Raw genomic sequence first — 14,876 nt, 5'->3', positions numbered from 1 at the left:
GCGATTGCGCGCCTTGTCAGGAGCGGCAGCCTTGCACGTCATAGGCCGCGTCTTTCGAGATCAGCGTGAGACGCAGATCATCACGGGCGATCTGGATCGGACCATCATGGCCCGAGACGATCTCGGCCTCGGCGGTCACCCGCCCCGCCGCGCGCGTGGTCGTCGCATGCGAGACCCAGAGCATCGGGTCCGACAGTTCGAGCACCGCAACCTCACCGGTTTCTTCCGGTGCGGCCACGCTGGCGCGGACCCGCAGCCCGTTCTCCGTCGGCTCAAAGGCACAGGTCATCTGGACGTCCAGAGGCTCGGGTTGCGCCGCGAGGGCGGTTGCGATCAAGGCGCTACTCTGGCCCGGGGCGGTCAGCTCCGCCTGCAGTTGGACCTCTGCGGGCATGCAAATCTCTTCGCAGACCCCGATAAAGAGCGAGCCGTTCAGGACAATCGGCGCCGCCGCCTCTTCGGCGGAGAGGCGCAGGGGAAAGACAACCTCGGTCTTGTAGCCCACGGAGCGCAGACCATCCTCGTCAAACACTGTCGGGCGGGGCATATGCGGCGCGAAACTGGCGAGGTTGTCGGAGCCCGCCAGATCGAAATGCGGGGGGATCCCGCCATCACCCGGCGTGCGCCAATAGGTTTTCCACCCGGGCGCAAGCCGGATCCGGATCCCGGCATAGTGGGTTCCATCCGCTTCGCGCCACCCCGGCAGCACGTCGACCTGCACCACATCCGGATTGCCGAAGCCTTGCGCCGCAGCTGACCCGGCAAGGGTCACCGGCAGGAGGCTGGATGCCGCGAGGGCGCAGACCCCGAGCATGGGGCGAAGAGAGAGAGCATGTGTCATGATGGGCGATCCTAGCCATGGCGACGCCGAACGGAAATCACGTTTCGGAGATACTCCGTGAGACCTCTGCGCACAGCCTGCGTGAGACAAAGCGCCTATTGTAACGGGCTGAGAGGCCCCCCATTTTCGGCCCATGGACGAGCGGAACACCACAGACAGCCTGAGCGGAAAGCTCCTCATCGCGATGCCCGGAATGGGGGATCCGCGGTTTGAGCATAGTGTCGTCTTCATTTGCGCCCATTCGGATGATGGGGCGATGGGGTTGATCGTGAACAAGCCCACCCCGGAACTGAAATTCTCGGATCTTCTGGCGCAGTTGAAAATCGCGCCCCCGCCCGCCGAGGCGCCTGCGGTTGCGGTACATTATGGCGGGCCGGTGGAAGGGGGACGCGGCTTCGTGCTCCATTCCGCAGACTATTCCGGGAACGAGTCCACCCTGCAGGTGGATGACGCCTTCGGCATGACCGCCACGCTCGATGTGCTGGAGGATCTGTCCCGGGGCGATGGGCCGATCCGCTGTTTCCTGGCTTTGGGCTATGCGGGTTGGGGTCCGGGACAGCTCGAGGATGAGCTGCAGCGCAATGGTTGGCTGACCTGTGATGCGGCACCGGAGATCGTGTTTTCGCCAGATCCGGACCGGAAATGGCACATGGCGCTCGCAAGCCTCGGGATTGATCCCCTGATGCTCTCGGCGACCGGGGGGCGGGCCTGAGACCCGGCGATCAAGGGCCCCAATAGACCGGGTTGCGCCAGACCTCCGGGACGTCGAGCGGACCGGGTTTCAACCCTTCACGATCGCTGAGCCGGAGGGATTGCCAGGCGGGCGCCCAGTCTGCAGGCAGCGGATACGGGGCGGTGACCCTGTCGGACTGCGCAAAGCCGAACCGCCCGTAATAGTCGGGATCGCCAAGGACAAGCACCTCGGCCACGCCCTCGGCATCGAGCCGAGCGTGCCCGGCCGCGACGAGCGCGGAGCCGATCCCTTGCCCGTGGCGCTCCGGCGTCGCCAGCAGCGGGCCGAGCAGGGCGCCGCGGCGTCCATCGCCCTGAGGTGCGCAGCGGGTGAAGACCACGTGGCCGAGCATCTCGCCCTCCTCGACCGCTGCGAGGGACAGGATCTCGTCCCCTGCTCGATCCAGAAGCTCTGCGGCCAGTGCCGTCAGATCCTCCTCGGGAAAGGCCTTGAGATAGAGCGCGAGGAGCGCCGCCCGATCCTGTGATGTTGTCTCTCGGAATTCCATACCGCCGCCTCGCCAACTTGCCCCTGCGCCCGCAATCGAGCACGGGGCGCGTGAGGGGTCAATCTCCGGCGCGGATCAATCGCGGGGAGCTGCGGCCCGACGCAGCCGGTCATTGATCGCGCGCCCGAGCCCGATCTCAGGGACCGGGGCCACAGCGATCCCGCGGCCCTCGGCCAGGGCATCCACGGCGCGCAGGGCGTGAAAGAGCGCCGCCGCGGCCTCCCCCAGGTCCCCGGTTTCGGAGAGGGACAGGAGCGCGCCGGCACATTCCGGCCCGAAACCCAGCCAGATCTCCTCCGCTCCGGGTTCGGTCACGTTCAAGCGCACGGCAGCCTCGGGCGCGTAGTGCGAGGCCAACTGCCCCGGCGCCGTGGGCTGCGCCCCGGCGGGCCCACCCTCGGGCACGGGTTGGCCGAGCGCGGCCTCCAAAGCCTCTAGCGTCACACCGCCCGGGCGCAGCAGCCGTGGTGCATCTCCGATCAGCGATACGATCGTAGACTCGACGCCAACCGGGCAGGCACCGCCATCCAGAACTGCTTCGATCCGACCATCGAGCCCCTGCAGCACGTGATCCGCCCGGGTCGGGCTGACCTGCCCCGAGGGGTTTGCCGAGGGGGCCGCCACCGGACCGCCAAACGCCTCCAGCAAGGCACGCGCCACGGGATGGGCGGGCACACGGATGGCCACGGTATCGAGCCCTGCCGTGACCAGCGGTGATATCCCCGCCCCCGCCCGCAAGGGCAGCACGAGGGTCAGGGCCCCGGGCCAGAAGGCCCCGGCGAGACGCTCGGCCAATGGGGTCACTTCGGCCACCTGCCCCGCAGCCTCCAGATCCGGGAGATGCACGATCAGCGGGTTGAAGCTCGGACGGCCCTTGGCGGCATAGATCCCGGCCACCGCAGCCTCCTGGCGCGCATCGGCGCCGAGCCCGTAGACCGTCTCGGTCGGGAAGGCCACGCGCCCGCCATCGCGCAGGATCTCTGCCGCGGTGGCAAGCCCCGCATCGCTGGGATCAAGACGTCTGGTCTGCACCGCGCGGCCCCTTTCGTGACGCTGCGTTTCATTTGAGGGGCCTGCGCCCGCTGCCTAAGGTCCCTCTCAGCGATCAGCCCATAAACCGACACCGCGCGCCTGCCAAGACCAGCGCGCCTGCGACCGGTCGGCACAAAGGAGGCTCCATGCCCTATACTGCCCCCCTCCGCGACTTCCGCTTCCTGCTAGAGCATGTGGTGGGCTTCCCGGCCGTGCAGGCGACCGCGCGCTTTGCCGAAACGACCCCAGACCTGACCGAGGCGATCCTGAGCGAGGCGGGGAAGCTTTGCGAGACCGAGATTGCGCCCCTGCAGCGGGTGGGCGATCTGCATCCCGCACGGCTCGAGAACGGGGTGGTAAGGACCTCGCCGGGCTATGCAGAGGGCTATGGCGCGATTGCCGAAGGTGGCTGGGTGGGCATGTCCGCCGATCCCGCATTTGGCGGGATGGGCCTGCCCATGGCGCTGACCACCTGCATGAACGAAATGCTGTCGAGCGCGTGCCTGTCCCTGCAGCTTGCCCCGCTGATGACCCAGGGCCAGATCGAGGCGCTGGAGGCCCACGCCTCGGAGGAGATCAAGGCGCTCTACCTGCCCAAGCTCGTTTCAGGCGAATGGTCCGGCACCATGAACCTGACCGAGCCCCAGGCCGGATCGGATGTGGGCGCGCTCAGCACCAAGGCGGTGCCCAATGGCGACGGCACCTACGCGATCACCGGGCAGAAGATCTATATCAGCTGGGGCGACAACGACTTCACCGAGAATGTCTGTCACCTCGTGCTTGCGCGCCTGCCCGATGGCGGCCCGGGGACAAAGGGGATCAGCCTCTTTCTGGTGCCCAAACGCCTGCCCGATGCAGAGGGGGCGGCGGGCATGGCCAACAGCCTCAAGGTCGTCAGCCTCGAGCATAAGATGGGCCTCCATGGCAGCCCCACGGCGGTGATGCAGTATGACGGCGCGACCGGCTGGCTCGTGGGGCCGGAGCATGGTGGGATGCGCGCCATGTTCACCATGATGAACAATGCAAGGCTCGGTGTCGGGGTGCAGGGGATTGGCGTGGCCGAAGCCGCCTATCAACACGCCCTGCACTACGCCCAGGAGCGCAAGCAGGGCCGCACCCCGATCGAGGATGAAGCGACTATCCTCGCCCATGCGGATGTGCGCCGGATGCTGCTGACCATGCGGGCCGAGACATTTGCCGCCCGCGCCATCGCACTCTCAACCGCGGTGGCCACGGATATGAGCGATGCCACGGGCAGTGGCCAATGGGCCGCGCGGGCGGCGCTCCTGACCCCGATTTGCAAGGCCTATGGGACTGAGACCGGGATCCGCGTCTCGGATCTGGGCCTGCAGGTCCATGGCGGCATGGGCGTGATCGAGGAGACCGGGGCCGCGCAATTCCTGCGCGATGTGCGGGTGACGGCGATCTATGAGGGCACGAACGGCATTCAGGCGATGGATCTGGTGGGCCGCAAGCTGAGCGATGGCGGCGAGGCCATGGCCCGGCTTCTGGACGAGATCGAGACGCTGGCCGAGACCGCCCGCGCGAGCCTGCCCGATCTGGCCGAGCCTGTCTGGCAGGCCTGCGAGACCCTGCGCGAGACGACCGAAGCGCTGGTGGCCGAGACGCGGCTGAATGCGCGCTTTGCGGGGGCGAGCCCCTTCCTTGCGGCCACTGCCCGGGTTCTGGGCGGCCATGCCCATCTCGCGGCGGCCCTGGCCGAGGGCGGGTCGGGCCCGCGCTCGGATCTGGCGCGGTTCTTTGTCCTGCGGCTTTTGCCAGAACATGCGGCCCTTGCCCGTCAGGCCCTTGCGGGGGATAAGGACCTCTACGCGTTGAGCGCCGAGGATCTCGTTGCCTGATGCGGCTGCATGACCGAGCCACGCGAAGAAGCCGATGAACAAACCTCTGGGCCCCCTGCGGACACCGTTTGACACCCCGCCCGCGCCGGGCACCGCTATTGATGTGGCGCCGGGCGTGCTCTGGCTCCGGCTGCCTTTGCCCATGGTGCTCGACCATGTGAATGTCTTCGCGCTGGATGATGGCGATGGCTGGACCATCGTGGATACCGGGGTGTTCAGCCGCCGCTCCCGCGCGCTGTGGGAAGAAATCATGGCCGGGCCGCTTGCGGGCAAGCCGGTGCGCCGGGTGATCGTCACCCATCACCATCCCGACCATATGGGCTGCGCCGGCTGGTTCCAGAGCGCCCATGGCGCGGAGCTGCTGACCACGCGCACCGCCTGGCTCATGGCGCGGATGCTGACCCTGGATGAGCAGGCCCTGCCCACGCCGGAGACGCTGGAATTCTGGAAGCGCGCCGGGATGGACCCCGAAATCCTCGCCCAGCGCGCCGCCGAGCGCCCGTTCAACTTTGCCGATATCGTCGCCCCCATGCCCCTGGGCTATACCCGCCTGCAGAAGGGCGACCGGATCCACGCGGGCGGGCGCGACTGGATCGTCCATATCGGCCATGGCCACGCGCCCGAACATGCCACCCTCTGGAGCACCGATGGCGCGCTGGTCCTCGGTGGCGACCAGCTCCTTTCGACGATCTCGCCCAATATCGGGGTCTACGCGACCGAGCCCGAGGCCGACCCCCTGAGCGGTTGGCTCGAAAGCTGTACGCGGCTGCAGGCCTATGCGACCGAAGAACAGCTCGTTCTGCCCGGCCACAAGCTGCCCTTCACCGGGCTGCCCATGCGGTTGCGGCAGCTGATCGAGAACCACCACAACGCCCTGCCCCGGCTTCTGACCTTTCTGGCCGAGACACCCCGGACGGCCCCCGAATGCTTTCCGCTGCTCTTCAAACGGACGATCACAGGCGACACATACGGGCTCGCGCTGGTCGAGGCGATCGCCCATCTCAACCACTTGCGGGCCACGGGGCAGGCGGATTTCACCCTGCGCGCGGATGGGGTCCGGCTGTGGCACGCTGTCGCGACAGAGGCCCTAGCCCCCTCTGCGCCCGCGCAGGCCACGTGACACCAGCCTCCGGATCGGCTAGGCGGGTCGGGACAAACGCGAACGGGAGACACATCATGGCCGAAGAGCACAAGCACGGCACCATGGACACGACCGAGCAGGAAAAGACCTTCAATGGCTTCATCGCCATTACGAAATGGTCGACGATCATCATCATCGCCCTGCTGATCTTCATCTATATGGTCAACGGCTAAGCCGGGATCGCCCAGCCATGCGCCTGACTTCATGGCTCTTGCTGGGTGCGACCCTCGGTCTGACGGCCTGTGGCGGCGCGTCCGAATGGGCCACTGACGCCGAGGTGAGCCAGTTCCGCTATGCGGATGGCGGCACCACCTCGGTCACACTCTATACGGTGATCCGCATTCGCTCCGGCGAGGGCGGGCACACGGCGCTCCTCATCGATGGGAGCGAGCGGGTCATCTGGGATCCAGCGGGAACCTGGTGGTATCCGCAATCCCCCGAGCGCAATGACCTGCATTACGGGATCACCCCCTGGCTCGAAAATCATTACATCGACTACCATGCCCGCGAAGACTGGAGCGTGGTGGAGCAGCGTATTGAGGTCGACGCCGCCACCGCCGATGCGATGATCGCGGCCTTTGCTGCCAATGGCGCCGTGGGCAAGGCCAATTGCGCCCGAGTGACCTCCTCCATCCTGCGCGAGTTTCCAGGCTTTGAAAGCCTGAGCACCACATGGTGGCCAGTCACCATCATGGAAGAGTTTGCCACCCTGCCCGGTGTCGAGACCAAGACCTATTACGATGATGACGACGCCGATCGCACGAACCCGCTGCGCGTGGTGCAATAAGCCTCTCAGATCCTGACCTTGCGAGGAGAGTGGCCCGATAGCGAGCCCCCGGCTTCGCCGTCTCCCAATGCGGAACGGTGGGACGGATGCCGCTAGGCGCAATCCCGTGCCTGACGCGAGATCGCGCACCGCTCTGCGCCGGGCGAATGTGACGGGGGCACCAAACAGATGATCTTGACCGCCGACCAGCGGCTATGGCTGACCGATCCGCTCAGTGGGTGGCTGATCAGCCCGACGGATGACCGAAAGCTATTGACCGTCGCGCAACGGCCCGACGGGCACCCAGTCGCGATGGATGCGCAGAGTCACCCGGTCCACGGACGATCTGAGGTAGCGCGATCCTTCCTAAGGCCTGAGCGGCCCCTCAGCCCTCACTTGCGGCGCAGGTGTTCGTCCAGCCGGGGTAGGATTTCCACGAAGTTGCAGGGGCGGTGGCGGTAGTCGAACTGCCATTGCAGGATCTCGTCCCAGGCGTCCTTGCAGGCCCCGGTGCTGCCCGGCAGCGCAAAGAGATAGGTGCCATTGGCCACGCCCCCGCAGGCCCGCGATTGCACGGCGGAGGTGCCGATCTTCTGCATGGAGACGATGGTGAAGACCGTGCCAAAGGCCTCGATCTCCTTCTCATAGACGTCGCGATGGGCCTCCACCGTCACATCCCGGCCGGTGAGCCCGGTGCCGCCGGTGCTGAGCACCACGTCAATCTCCGGATCCGCGCACCAGGCGCGGAGCTGGGCCGCGATCTCAGCCCGCTCGTCGCGCAGGATGGTACGAGCAGCGAGCACATGCCCCGCCCCTTCGATCCGGTCCACAAGGGTCTGGCCCGAGCGATCCTCCGCGAGGGACCGCGTGTCCGAGACCGCGAGCACCGCGATCTTCATGGGCATGAAGGGTTTGCTCTCGTCGATACGGCTCATGACAGACCTCGGAGTTTGGCTTGCAGGCTGAGCAGATCCGCCCAGGTGGCGCGTTTCTGGGCCGGTTGGCGCAGCAGGAAGGCCGGGTGGAACATGGGCAGGACCGGGCGGTCCATGGCCTCGGTCCACTGGCCGCGCAGACGGGTAATGCCCTTGCGGCCCAGCGCGGCCTGGCAGGAGATATTGCCCATCAGCACAAGGATATCCGGATCGACCAGCGCCACATGGCGCTGCACGAAGGGCATCATCATCGCGATCTCATCCGGGCGCGGGTCGCGGTTCTGAGGCGGACGCCAGGGCAGGACATTGGTGATATAGAGCCCCTTGGCCGGGTCCGGATCCGTGCGGGAGAGGCCGATGGCGTTGAACATCCGGTCGAGAAGCTGCCCCGCGCGCCCGACAAAGGGGCGGCCTTCGCGGTCCTCATCCCGGCCCGGGGCCTCGCCGAGGATCATCACCCGCGCCCCGGGTTGGCCATCGGCAAAGACAAGGTTCCGCGCCCCCTTGCGCAACTCGCAATGGGGATAGGCGGCCAGGGCCTCCCGGAGCGCGGTCAGAGTCTCTGACCGCGCGGACGCGACCCGCGCATCCGACAGCGCCTGCTGCACCGGATCGCTGACCGGGGGCGGGTCCGCGGCGTCTGGCGTGCCAGACGCCGCCGCCGGCGCCTGCTTCGGGGCGCTTGCCGGGATCGCCGTGCGGTCCACGGGCACATCTCCAATGGCCTCGGTCGCCCCAAGCTCCACCTGCCATTCCAGCGCCGCGCGCAGGGCGTGATAATCCAGCTCCTGATCCATGGCGCGACCCTACCCAGCGCGACGCGGCGCCGCAATCGGATGTGTAGACCGCCCCCCTCCCCTTGCCCGCCCGACCTGCCTGCGCCTATAAGCGGGCAACTCACTCCGAGGCTCCCATGACCTTTCGCGCGCGCCACCTTCTGGGCATCGAAACCCTCGCCCCGGACGAGATTGTCACCCTGCTCGATCTGGCCGACCGCTATGCGGATCTGAACCGCCGCAGGGACAAGCACGCGGACGCCCTGCGCGGCCTCACCCAGATCAACATGTTCTTCGAGAACTCCACCCGCACCCAGGCCAGCTTCGAGATCGCGGGCAAGCGTCTCGGCGCGGATGTGATGAATATGGAGGTGCGCGCCTCCTCGATCAAAAAGGGCGAGACCCTGATCGACACGGCCATGACCCTGAACGCCATGCACCCGGACCTGCTGGTGGTGCGCCACCCCCATTCCGGGGCGGTGAACCTCTTGGCGGAGAAGGTGAACTGCGCTGTGCTGAATGCTGGCGACGGACGGCATGAGCACCCGACCCAGGCCCTGCTCGATGCGCTGACAATCCGGCGCGCGAAGGGCAAGCTGCACCGGCTCAACATCGCGATCTGCGGGGATATCGCCCATTCCCGCGTGGCGCGCTCGAACATCCTGCTCCTCGGCAAGATGGAGAACCGGATCCGTCTTGTGGGTCCGCGCACCCTGATGCCTTCGGAGGTCGCTGCCCTCGGCGTTGAGGTCTATGAGGACATGGAGGCCGGGCTCGACGGGGTCGATGTGGTGATGATGCTGCGCCTCCAGCGCGAGCGCATGGATGGCGGGTTCATCCCCTCCGAGCGGGAATACTATCACCGCTACGGGCTCGACGCCGAAAAGCTGGCCTATGCCAAGCCCGACGCCATCGTCATGCACCCGGGCCCGATGAATCGCGGGGTCGAGATCGACGGCACGCTGGCCGATGACATCAACCGCTCGGTGATCCAGGAGCAGGTGGAGATGGGCGTCGCCGTGCGTATGGCCGCCATGGACCTGCTGGCGCGGAACCTCCACGCCCCACCCGCCGGGGTGATGGTATGACCACCATTCGTCCGGACCGGATGGCCTATCTGCGCGCCTATGCGACCATGGCCGCGATCGCCATGGCCATCGGGATGGGCGTGCTCTGGGCCATGGGGAACCCATATCCCTGGACCGGCGCGGTCGGGGGGCTGGCCGCGATTGCCCTGCGCGGCTGGTATCTGAGCTCGGAGGAGCTGGCCATCACCTGGGAGCTTGGGCCTGAGCGCCTCGAAGGCCCCGGCTGGCGCAAGATGGCCCTGCGCGACATCACCCTCGTCCGCCGCCTCGGCAGCTCCGTGCAGGTCATCACCGCCCAGGGCGACAAGCACCTGATCAAATACCTCGCCGATGCCGAGACCGTGAAAGCCGACATCGAACAGGTCGCAGGCGCTGCCCGGGCACGGCCCACCCCCGCAGAACCCGGCGATGAGGCTCCCCAATGATCGAGGTTCCGGCCAATGAGACCGGGATGGTGCGGATCTTTGCGGTCAACGGCGCCAGCACGGGCAGCGGCACCGCCCAGAGCTTTCTGAGCCGTCTGGAGCAGAGCCCGGAGCAGATCGCGACCGAGGCTGCGCGGCTGCAGACCATGCTCGGCATCGACGAGATTGACCCGACCTATACAGAGACGATCACCGTCTCGGATGTGCGTGATCTGGGCCTGACCCAGTATCTTGCCACGGCCATGGACATTCCCCATGACACGCTCAGCGCGGATCGCGCCCGGCTCGACGCGCTGGAGGGCGAGGTGCTGATCGTGCTGTCGCGCGCCCTTGGTTTTGGGGCCCAGAGCCTGCGGCCCGGGCCGGATCTGACCTTTATCGGGGCCTACAAGATGGCCGAGGCGCCGCTGAGCGGCGCGATGCCCGCGCGCTCCGCCAACCCGATGCCCGCACCTGCCAGTGCGCCCCCAACCGCCGCCCCGAAAGGCGCCGGAAAGCTGCCGCTTGTGCTGCTGGGACTTTTGCTGGCGGCGGGGCTTGTCCTGCTTTTGGCCCGAGGGGGAGCGTGATGTCCCAGCGCCCGACCGCCCTGATCAACGCCCGCGTGATCGATCCTGCCGCCGACGACCTGAGCAAAGGCGGGGTCCTGATCGAGAACGGCGCGATTGCCCGGATCCTGTCCCCCGCAGATGCCCTGCCCGCAGAAGCCGAGATCGTGGATTGCGCGGGCAAATGCCTCGCGCCCGGGATCGTGGATATCGGGGTCAAGGTGGGGGAGCCGGGCGAGCGCCACAAGGAAAGCTTTAAAACCGCCGGGCGCGCCGCAGCCGCCGGGGGCGTGACCACCATGGTCACCCGGGCCGACACTTCGCCCACCATCGACAGCCCCGAAACGCTCGAATTCGCCGCCCGTCGCGCCGCCCAGATGAGCCCGGTGCGCCTCGCCCCCATGGCCGCGCTCACCAAGGGCCGGGCCGGGCGCGAGATGGTCGAGATCGGATTTTTGCGCGATGCGGGCGCGGTGGCGTTTTCCGACGGCGACCATGTGGTCGAAAACCCCAAGGTCTTTTCCCGCTGCCTGAGCTATGCGGCGAGCCTCGGCGCGCTCGTCATGGCCCATCCGCAGGATCCGGGGCTCAGCGCCGGAGCGGCCGTGACCTCGGGCAAGTTCGCAACCTTGCGGGGCTTGCCTGCGGTCTCCCCCATGGCCGAACGCATGGGGCTGGAGCGTGATCTCGCCCTCGTGGAGATGACCGGCGCGCGCTACCATGCGGACCAGATCAGCACGGCGCGGGCGTTGCCCGCGCTGACCCGCGCCAAGGAGATCGGGCTCGATGTGACCGCCGGTGTCTCGATCCATCACCTGACCCTGAACGAGTTCGACGTGGGCGACTACCGGACCTTCTTCAAGGTCAAGCCGCCCTTGCGCAGCGAAGACGACCGCCTCGCCATGGTCGATGCTGTGGCGACGGGGGTGATCGACGTGATCTGCTCCATGCACACGCCGCAGGATGAAGAGAGCAAGCGCCTGCCGTTCGAGGAGGCCGCCTCCGGCGCGGTCGGGCTCGAGACGCTGCTGCCCGCGGCGCTGCGGCTCGTTCATTCCGGCCATCTCAGCCTGCCCGTGCTGTGGCGCGCGCTGAGCCTGAACCCCGCCGACCGCCTCGGCCTGCCCCAGGGGCGGCTGGAGATCGGCGCGCCGGCGGATCTGGTGGTGTTTGATCCGGATGCGCCCTTCGTGCTCGACCGCACCAAGCTGCAATCGAAATCCAAGAACACCCCCTTTGACGGCGCGCGGATGCAGGGCCGGGTCCTGCGCTGCTTTGTCGGCGGCACCCAGATCTACGCGCGGGAGGGGCTCTGATGCCCGAGATCACCACCGCGCCGGGCCTGCTCGCCCTCGTGGCGCTGGCCGCCTATCTGCTGGGCGCGGTGCCGTTCGGGATGGTCATCGCCAAACTGATGGGCCTTGGCAATCTGCGCGAGATCGGCTCGGGCAATATCGGTGCGACCAATGTGCTGCGCACGGGCAGCAAACCGGCAGCAGCGGCGACGCTGATCCTCGATGCGGGCAAGGGGGCCGTGGCGGTCCTGATCGCCCGGGCGGCCTTTGGCGAGGATGCCGCACAACTCGCCGGGGCGGCGGCGTTTTTCGGCCATTGCTTTCCCGTCTACCTGAAATTCAAGGGCGGCAAGGGGGTCGCGACCTTCCTCGGCACGCTCCTCGCGCTGGCCTGGCCCCTGGGCGTGGCCGCCTGCGTGATCTGGCTGCTCTGCGCCGCGGCCTTCCGGTTTTCGTCCCTCTCGGCGCTGATCGCGGCGCTGATGACCCCGGTCTTCGCCTGGGGCTTTGGCCGCCCGGACGCGGTCGCGTTCTGTACATTCCTCGGCGTTTTGATCTGGATCCGCCATAGAGAGAACATAATTCGCCTGCTTTCTGGCTCTGAACCGAAGATCGGAGCCAAAAAGAAAGGGTAGAGATGGGGTTTCTGCGCGCCGTCCTTTCCGCCTATGTCAACATCCTGAATTTCGGCGGTCGGGCGAGCCGGGCGCAGTACTGGTATTTCCACCTTTTCCTGTTTCTCGTCGGCGTCGGGCTTGTCTTGGCTGGCGTGGTTCTGATGACGCCCGAGACGCTGCTCGCGCTCGAAGCCAAGCTCCGCGATCCGGCCTATGCCTTGGCCAGTTTCTTTCTGTTCTCGCTCCCGTCCTTGAGCCTGCTTGTGCGGCGACTACATGACATCGACCGATCCGGCTTCTGGTGTCTGATCGCCTTTGTGCCGCTTGTCGGGGCGCTGGTGTTGTTTGTCTTCAGCCTGCTGCCCGGCACGGAGGGGCCGAACCGGTTTGGTGCCTCCTCCGGCCCGCGCCGCAGAGCGAAACCCCCGAAGCCGAGCCAGCGTGGGCCGAGCACCGAAGAAGACCGCAAGGCCGAGGTCCACGCGCTCTATCTCGCGCGGGTCAAGCAAGCGCCCTCCTGACATGACGTCGGACCCGCGCCGCCCTGCCCCGCATCCCGAGCAGGGAAGTGTCCCCTTCATGGTGTTTGTGGACCCTGTAAAGACCGGTCTGCAGCGTTTCGCGGACTTCTCGGGCCGGGCCAGCCGGCGAGAGTTCTGTGGGTTTTTCCTGTTTTACTTCCTGGGCACACAGGGTTTTGCAAAACTAGAAGCGCTCAACAGCGGTATCATCGCTCTGACAGCACTGTTTGCTCTGATCTTCCTGCTGCCGATGCTGGCCGTTCTGGTGCGGCGGCTTCACGACACGGACCGCTCCGGGTACTGGGCATTCCTCTTGTTGGTGCCGGTCGCGGGGCCGTAGGTCATTTTTGTCATGACCGCGCAGCCCGGCACCCAGGCTCCGGCCCGCGATCAGTAGCTATAGGCGCCGTAGATCTTTGACAGATCGCCGTCCCAGGCCCCGTGGTACTCGGCCAGAAGGTCATCGGCGGGCACGCGGCCTGTCTCTAGGCTGTCTTTCAGCGCGTTGAGGAAATGGGTCTCGTCCGGGATCATGCCCCCGGCTCCGGGCTTGGCGCGCGCGGCGAGCCCGGCCTCGGAAATTGCCACCACCTCGCGGGCCAGATCGTGCATCTTGATGCCCCCGACCTCCGCCTGCAGCCCGTCCACGGAGGCTGCCACGCGCAGCGCATCCCGGGTCTCCGCATCCCAGTCCTTCACCAGATCCCAAGCCGCATCGAGCGCGCTTTGGTCATAGGTCAGCCCGACCCAGAAGGCCGGCAACGCGCAGAGCCTGCGCCACGGGCCGCCATCGGCCCCGCGCATTTCGATGAACTTCTTGATCCGCGCTTCGGGGAAAATCGTCGTCAGATGGTCTGCCCAGTCGCTGAGCGTCGGGATTTCCCCAGGCAGCGCAGGGAGCTTGCCCTCGAGGAAATCGCGGAAGGACTGGCCCAGCGCGTCGATATAGACCCCGTCGCGATAGACGAAATACATGGGCACATCGAGCGCATACTCGACCCAGGCCTCGAACCCGAACCCCTCGTCAAAGACGAAGGGCAGCATGCCCGTGCGATCCGCATCGAGATCCCGCCAGACCCGGCTGCGCCAGCTCTTGTGGCCATTGGGCTTGCCATCAAGGAAGGGGGAATTCGCAAAGAGCGCGGTCGCCACCGGCTGCAGCGCCAGCGCTACGCGCAGCTTCTGGACCATGTCCGCCTCAGACGAGAAGTCGAGATTCACCTGCACTGTACAGGTCCGGTACATCATGGTTTTGCCCATGGTGCCGACCCGGTCCATGTAGTCGGTCATGAGCTTGTAGCGGCCCTTGGGCATCACCGGCATCTGCTCGTGCGACCAAATCGGCGCAGCCCCGAGCCCGATGAACCCGACGCCGATTTCCTCGGCGACGGATTGCACCTCGCGCAAATGGACATTCACCTCGTCGCAAGTCTCGTGGATCGAGACGAGCGGCGCGCCGCTGAGCTCCAGCTGCCCACCGGGCTCGAGGCTGACATTGGCGCCGTCCTTTTCCAGCCCGATGATCTTGCCGCCCTCAAGCACCGGGGCCCAGCCGAAGCGGTCCCGCAGACCTTCGAGCATGGCGCGGATCGACCGCGCGCCGTCATAGGGCAGCGGGTTGAGCGTGTCCTTGCAATAGCCGAACTTCTCGTGCTCGGTGCCGATCCGCCAGTCTTCCTTGGGTTTGCAGCCTGCGTTCAGGTACTCGGCCAGTTGCGCGCGGTTCTCGATCGGACCGCCGCCGGATTGGGGGATGGACATGGGGGCTCCTCTCCGAGGCCGTTTCTT

General features: G+C 66.9%; 18 protein-coding genes. 12 read left to right on the top strand and 6 right to left on the bottom strand.

All coding sequences use genetic code 11. The features are described from left to right. Positions 1-16: 16 nt before the first annotated feature. Positions 17-841 (bottom strand): protein-disulfide reductase DsbD domain-containing protein, encoded by an 825-nt coding sequence (locus ACP153_RS18525; protein ID WP_424972504.1) that lies wholly within the window; start codon positions 839-841, stop codon positions 17-19. Between the two features lie 133 nt (positions 842-974). On the opposite strand from ACP153_RS18525, the gene ACP153_RS18520 reads away from it, so the two are divergent. Next, positions 975-1,553 carry a YqgE/AlgH family protein gene (locus tag ACP153_RS18520; protein WP_424972503.1) on the top strand — a complete coding sequence of 193 codons (579 nt, stop codon included), beginning with the start codon at positions 975-977 and terminating at the stop codon, positions 1,551-1,553. A 10-nt stretch (positions 1,554-1,563) separates the two neighbouring features. On the opposite strand, the gene ACP153_RS18515 is transcribed toward ACP153_RS18520, so the two are convergent. Beyond that, the gene (locus tag ACP153_RS18515) at positions 1,564-2,082 is read right to left on the bottom strand and encodes a GNAT family N-acetyltransferase (RefSeq protein WP_424972502.1); all 519 of its coding nucleotides are present in this window, start codon (positions 2,080-2,082) and stop codon (positions 1,564-1,566) included. A 75-nt stretch (positions 2,083-2,157) separates the two neighbouring features. Next, positions 2,158-3,114 carry an L-threonylcarbamoyladenylate synthase gene (locus tag ACP153_RS18510; RefSeq protein WP_424972501.1) on the bottom strand — a complete coding sequence of 319 codons (957 nt, stop codon included), beginning with the start codon at positions 3,112-3,114 and terminating at the stop codon, positions 2,158-2,160. 146 nt (positions 3,115-3,260) lie between these two features. On the opposite strand from ACP153_RS18510, the gene ACP153_RS18505 reads away from it, so the two are divergent. From ACP153_RS18505 to ACP153_RS18490, 4 genes are read left to right on the top strand one after another with little or no spacing between them, the layout of a single operon-like run. Then, a complete protein-coding gene (locus ACP153_RS18505; RefSeq protein ID WP_424972500.1) occupies positions 3,261-4,976 on the top strand; it encodes an acyl-CoA dehydrogenase in 1,716 nt (571 codons plus the stop codon). Between the two features lie 34 nt (positions 4,977-5,010). Beyond that, complete coding sequence (locus tag ACP153_RS18500; protein WP_424972499.1) at positions 5,011-6,096, top strand: MBL fold metallo-hydrolase; 1,086 nt, start codon at positions 5,011-5,013, stop codon at positions 6,094-6,096. A 56-nt stretch (positions 6,097-6,152) separates the two neighbouring features. Then, positions 6,153-6,290, top strand: a complete 138-nt coding sequence (locus ACP153_RS18495) for an aa3-type cytochrome c oxidase subunit IV (RefSeq protein ID WP_424972498.1) — start codon at positions 6,153-6,155, stop codon at positions 6,288-6,290. 17 nt (positions 6,291-6,307) lie between these two features. Then, positions 6,308-6,904 (top strand): hypothetical protein, encoded by a 597-nt coding sequence (locus tag ACP153_RS18490; protein WP_424972497.1) that lies wholly within the window; start codon positions 6,308-6,310, stop codon positions 6,902-6,904. 371 nt (positions 6,905-7,275) lie between these two features. Here ACP153_RS18490 and moaB read toward each other — a convergent pair whose 3' ends face one another. Both moaB and ACP153_RS18480 read right to left on the bottom strand, forming a co-directional pair. Beyond that, positions 7,276-7,818 carry a molybdenum cofactor biosynthesis protein B gene (gene moaB / locus ACP153_RS18485; RefSeq protein ID WP_424972496.1) on the bottom strand — a complete coding sequence of 181 codons (543 nt, stop codon included), beginning with the start codon at positions 7,816-7,818 and terminating at the stop codon, positions 7,276-7,278. Beyond that, positions 7,815-8,615, bottom strand: coding sequence for a uracil-DNA glycosylase (locus ACP153_RS18480; RefSeq protein ID WP_424972495.1), 801 nt, complete (start codon positions 8,613-8,615; stop codon positions 7,815-7,817). Before ACP153_RS18480 ends, moaB begins: the two co-directional genes overlap by 4 nt. 116 nt (positions 8,616-8,731) lie before the next feature. Here ACP153_RS18480 and ACP153_RS18475 point away from each other — a divergent pair, with 116 nt between their 5' ends. From ACP153_RS18475 to ACP153_RS18445, 7 genes are read left to right on the top strand one after another with little or no spacing between them, the layout of a single operon-like run. Continuing rightward, a complete protein-coding gene (locus ACP153_RS18475) occupies positions 8,732-9,682 on the top strand; it encodes an aspartate carbamoyltransferase catalytic subunit (protein WP_424972494.1) in 951 nt (316 codons plus the stop codon). Next, positions 9,679-10,107, top strand: coding sequence for a hypothetical protein (locus ACP153_RS18470; protein WP_424972493.1), 429 nt, complete (start codon positions 9,679-9,681; stop codon positions 10,105-10,107). Before ACP153_RS18475 ends, ACP153_RS18470 begins: the two co-directional genes overlap by 4 nt. After that, the gene (locus tag ACP153_RS18465; protein ID WP_424972492.1) at positions 10,104-10,676 is read left to right on the top strand and encodes a hypothetical protein; all 573 of its coding nucleotides are present in this window, start codon (positions 10,104-10,106) and stop codon (positions 10,674-10,676) included. Before ACP153_RS18470 ends, ACP153_RS18465 begins: the two co-directional genes overlap by 4 nt. Continuing rightward, complete coding sequence (pyrC, locus tag ACP153_RS18460) at positions 10,676-11,971, top strand: dihydroorotase (RefSeq protein WP_424972491.1); 1,296 nt, start codon at positions 10,676-10,678, stop codon at positions 11,969-11,971. Before ACP153_RS18465 ends, pyrC begins: the two co-directional genes overlap by 1 nt. Beyond that, on the top strand, positions 11,971-12,585 hold the full coding sequence (plsY, locus tag ACP153_RS18455) for a glycerol-3-phosphate 1-O-acyltransferase PlsY (protein ID WP_424972490.1): 615 nt from the start codon (positions 11,971-11,973) through the stop codon (positions 12,583-12,585). Before pyrC ends, plsY begins: the two co-directional genes overlap by 1 nt. A 2-nt stretch (positions 12,586-12,587) precedes the next feature. Next, positions 12,588-13,088: a DUF805 domain-containing protein gene (locus tag ACP153_RS18450; RefSeq protein WP_424972489.1), complete on the top strand. Its 501-nt coding sequence runs from the start codon at positions 12,588-12,590 to the stop codon at positions 13,086-13,088. Between the two features lie 58 nt (positions 13,089-13,146). After that, a complete protein-coding gene (locus ACP153_RS18445; RefSeq protein WP_424972488.1) occupies positions 13,147-13,428 on the top strand; it encodes a DUF805 domain-containing protein in 282 nt (93 codons plus the stop codon). A gap of 50 nt (positions 13,429-13,478) precedes the next feature. On the opposite strand, the gene ACP153_RS18440 is transcribed toward ACP153_RS18445, so the two are convergent. After that, positions 13,479-14,849, bottom strand: a complete 1,371-nt coding sequence (locus ACP153_RS18440) for a glutamate--cysteine ligase (protein WP_424972487.1) — start codon at positions 14,847-14,849, stop codon at positions 13,479-13,481. Positions 14,850-14,876 lie beyond the last annotated feature (27 nt).

It is taken from the genome of Dinoroseobacter sp. S76, from assembly GCF_049801095.1.
Lineage (GTDB): Bacteria > Pseudomonadota > Alphaproteobacteria > Rhodobacterales > Rhodobacteraceae > Dinoroseobacter.
Note: the sequence above shows the minus strand (reverse complement) of the source record. Positions and strands in the feature narration are given on the sequence as shown.

Coding starts and splice junctions, on each gene's coding strand:
- ACP153_RS18475 (WP_424972494.1), top strand. CDS start 8,732: ATGACCTTTCGCGCGCGCCACCTTCTGGGCATCGAAACCCTCGCCCCG.
- ACP153_RS18525 (WP_424972504.1), bottom strand. CDS start 841: ATGACACATGCTCTCTCTCTTCGCCCCATGCTCGGGGTCTGCGCCCTC.
- ACP153_RS18465 (WP_424972492.1), top strand. CDS start 10,104: ATGATCGAGGTTCCGGCCAATGAGACCGGGATGGTGCGGATCTTTGCG.
- ACP153_RS18440 (WP_424972487.1), bottom strand. CDS start 14,849: ATGTCCATCCCCCAATCCGGCGGCGGTCCGATCGAGAACCGCGCGCAA.
- ACP153_RS18470 (WP_424972493.1), top strand. CDS start 9,679: ATGACCACCATTCGTCCGGACCGGATGGCCTATCTGCGCGCCTATGCG.
- ACP153_RS18515 (WP_424972502.1), bottom strand. CDS start 2,082: ATGGAATTCCGAGAGACAACATCACAGGATCGGGCGGCGCTCCTCGCG.
- ACP153_RS18480 (WP_424972495.1), bottom strand. CDS start 8,615: ATGGATCAGGAGCTGGATTATCACGCCCTGCGCGCGGCGCTGGAATGG.
- moaB (WP_424972496.1), bottom strand. CDS start 7,818: ATGAGCCGTATCGACGAGAGCAAACCCTTCATGCCCATGAAGATCGCG.
- plsY (WP_424972490.1), top strand. CDS start 11,971: ATGCCCGAGATCACCACCGCGCCGGGCCTGCTCGCCCTCGTGGCGCTG.
- pyrC (WP_424972491.1), top strand. CDS start 10,676: ATGTCCCAGCGCCCGACCGCCCTGATCAACGCCCGCGTGATCGATCCT.
- ACP153_RS18450 (WP_424972489.1), top strand. CDS start 12,588: ATGGGGTTTCTGCGCGCCGTCCTTTCCGCCTATGTCAACATCCTGAAT.
- ACP153_RS18505 (WP_424972500.1), top strand. CDS start 3,261: ATGCCCTATACTGCCCCCCTCCGCGACTTCCGCTTCCTGCTAGAGCAT.
- ACP153_RS18490 (WP_424972497.1), top strand. CDS start 6,308: ATGCGCCTGACTTCATGGCTCTTGCTGGGTGCGACCCTCGGTCTGACG.
- ACP153_RS18445 (WP_424972488.1), top strand. CDS start 13,147: ATGGTGTTTGTGGACCCTGTAAAGACCGGTCTGCAGCGTTTCGCGGAC.
- ACP153_RS18500 (WP_424972499.1), top strand. CDS start 5,011: ATGAACAAACCTCTGGGCCCCCTGCGGACACCGTTTGACACCCCGCCC.
- ACP153_RS18495 (WP_424972498.1), top strand. CDS start 6,153: ATGGCCGAAGAGCACAAGCACGGCACCATGGACACGACCGAGCAGGAA.
- ACP153_RS18520 (WP_424972503.1), top strand. CDS start 975: ATGGACGAGCGGAACACCACAGACAGCCTGAGCGGAAAGCTCCTCATC.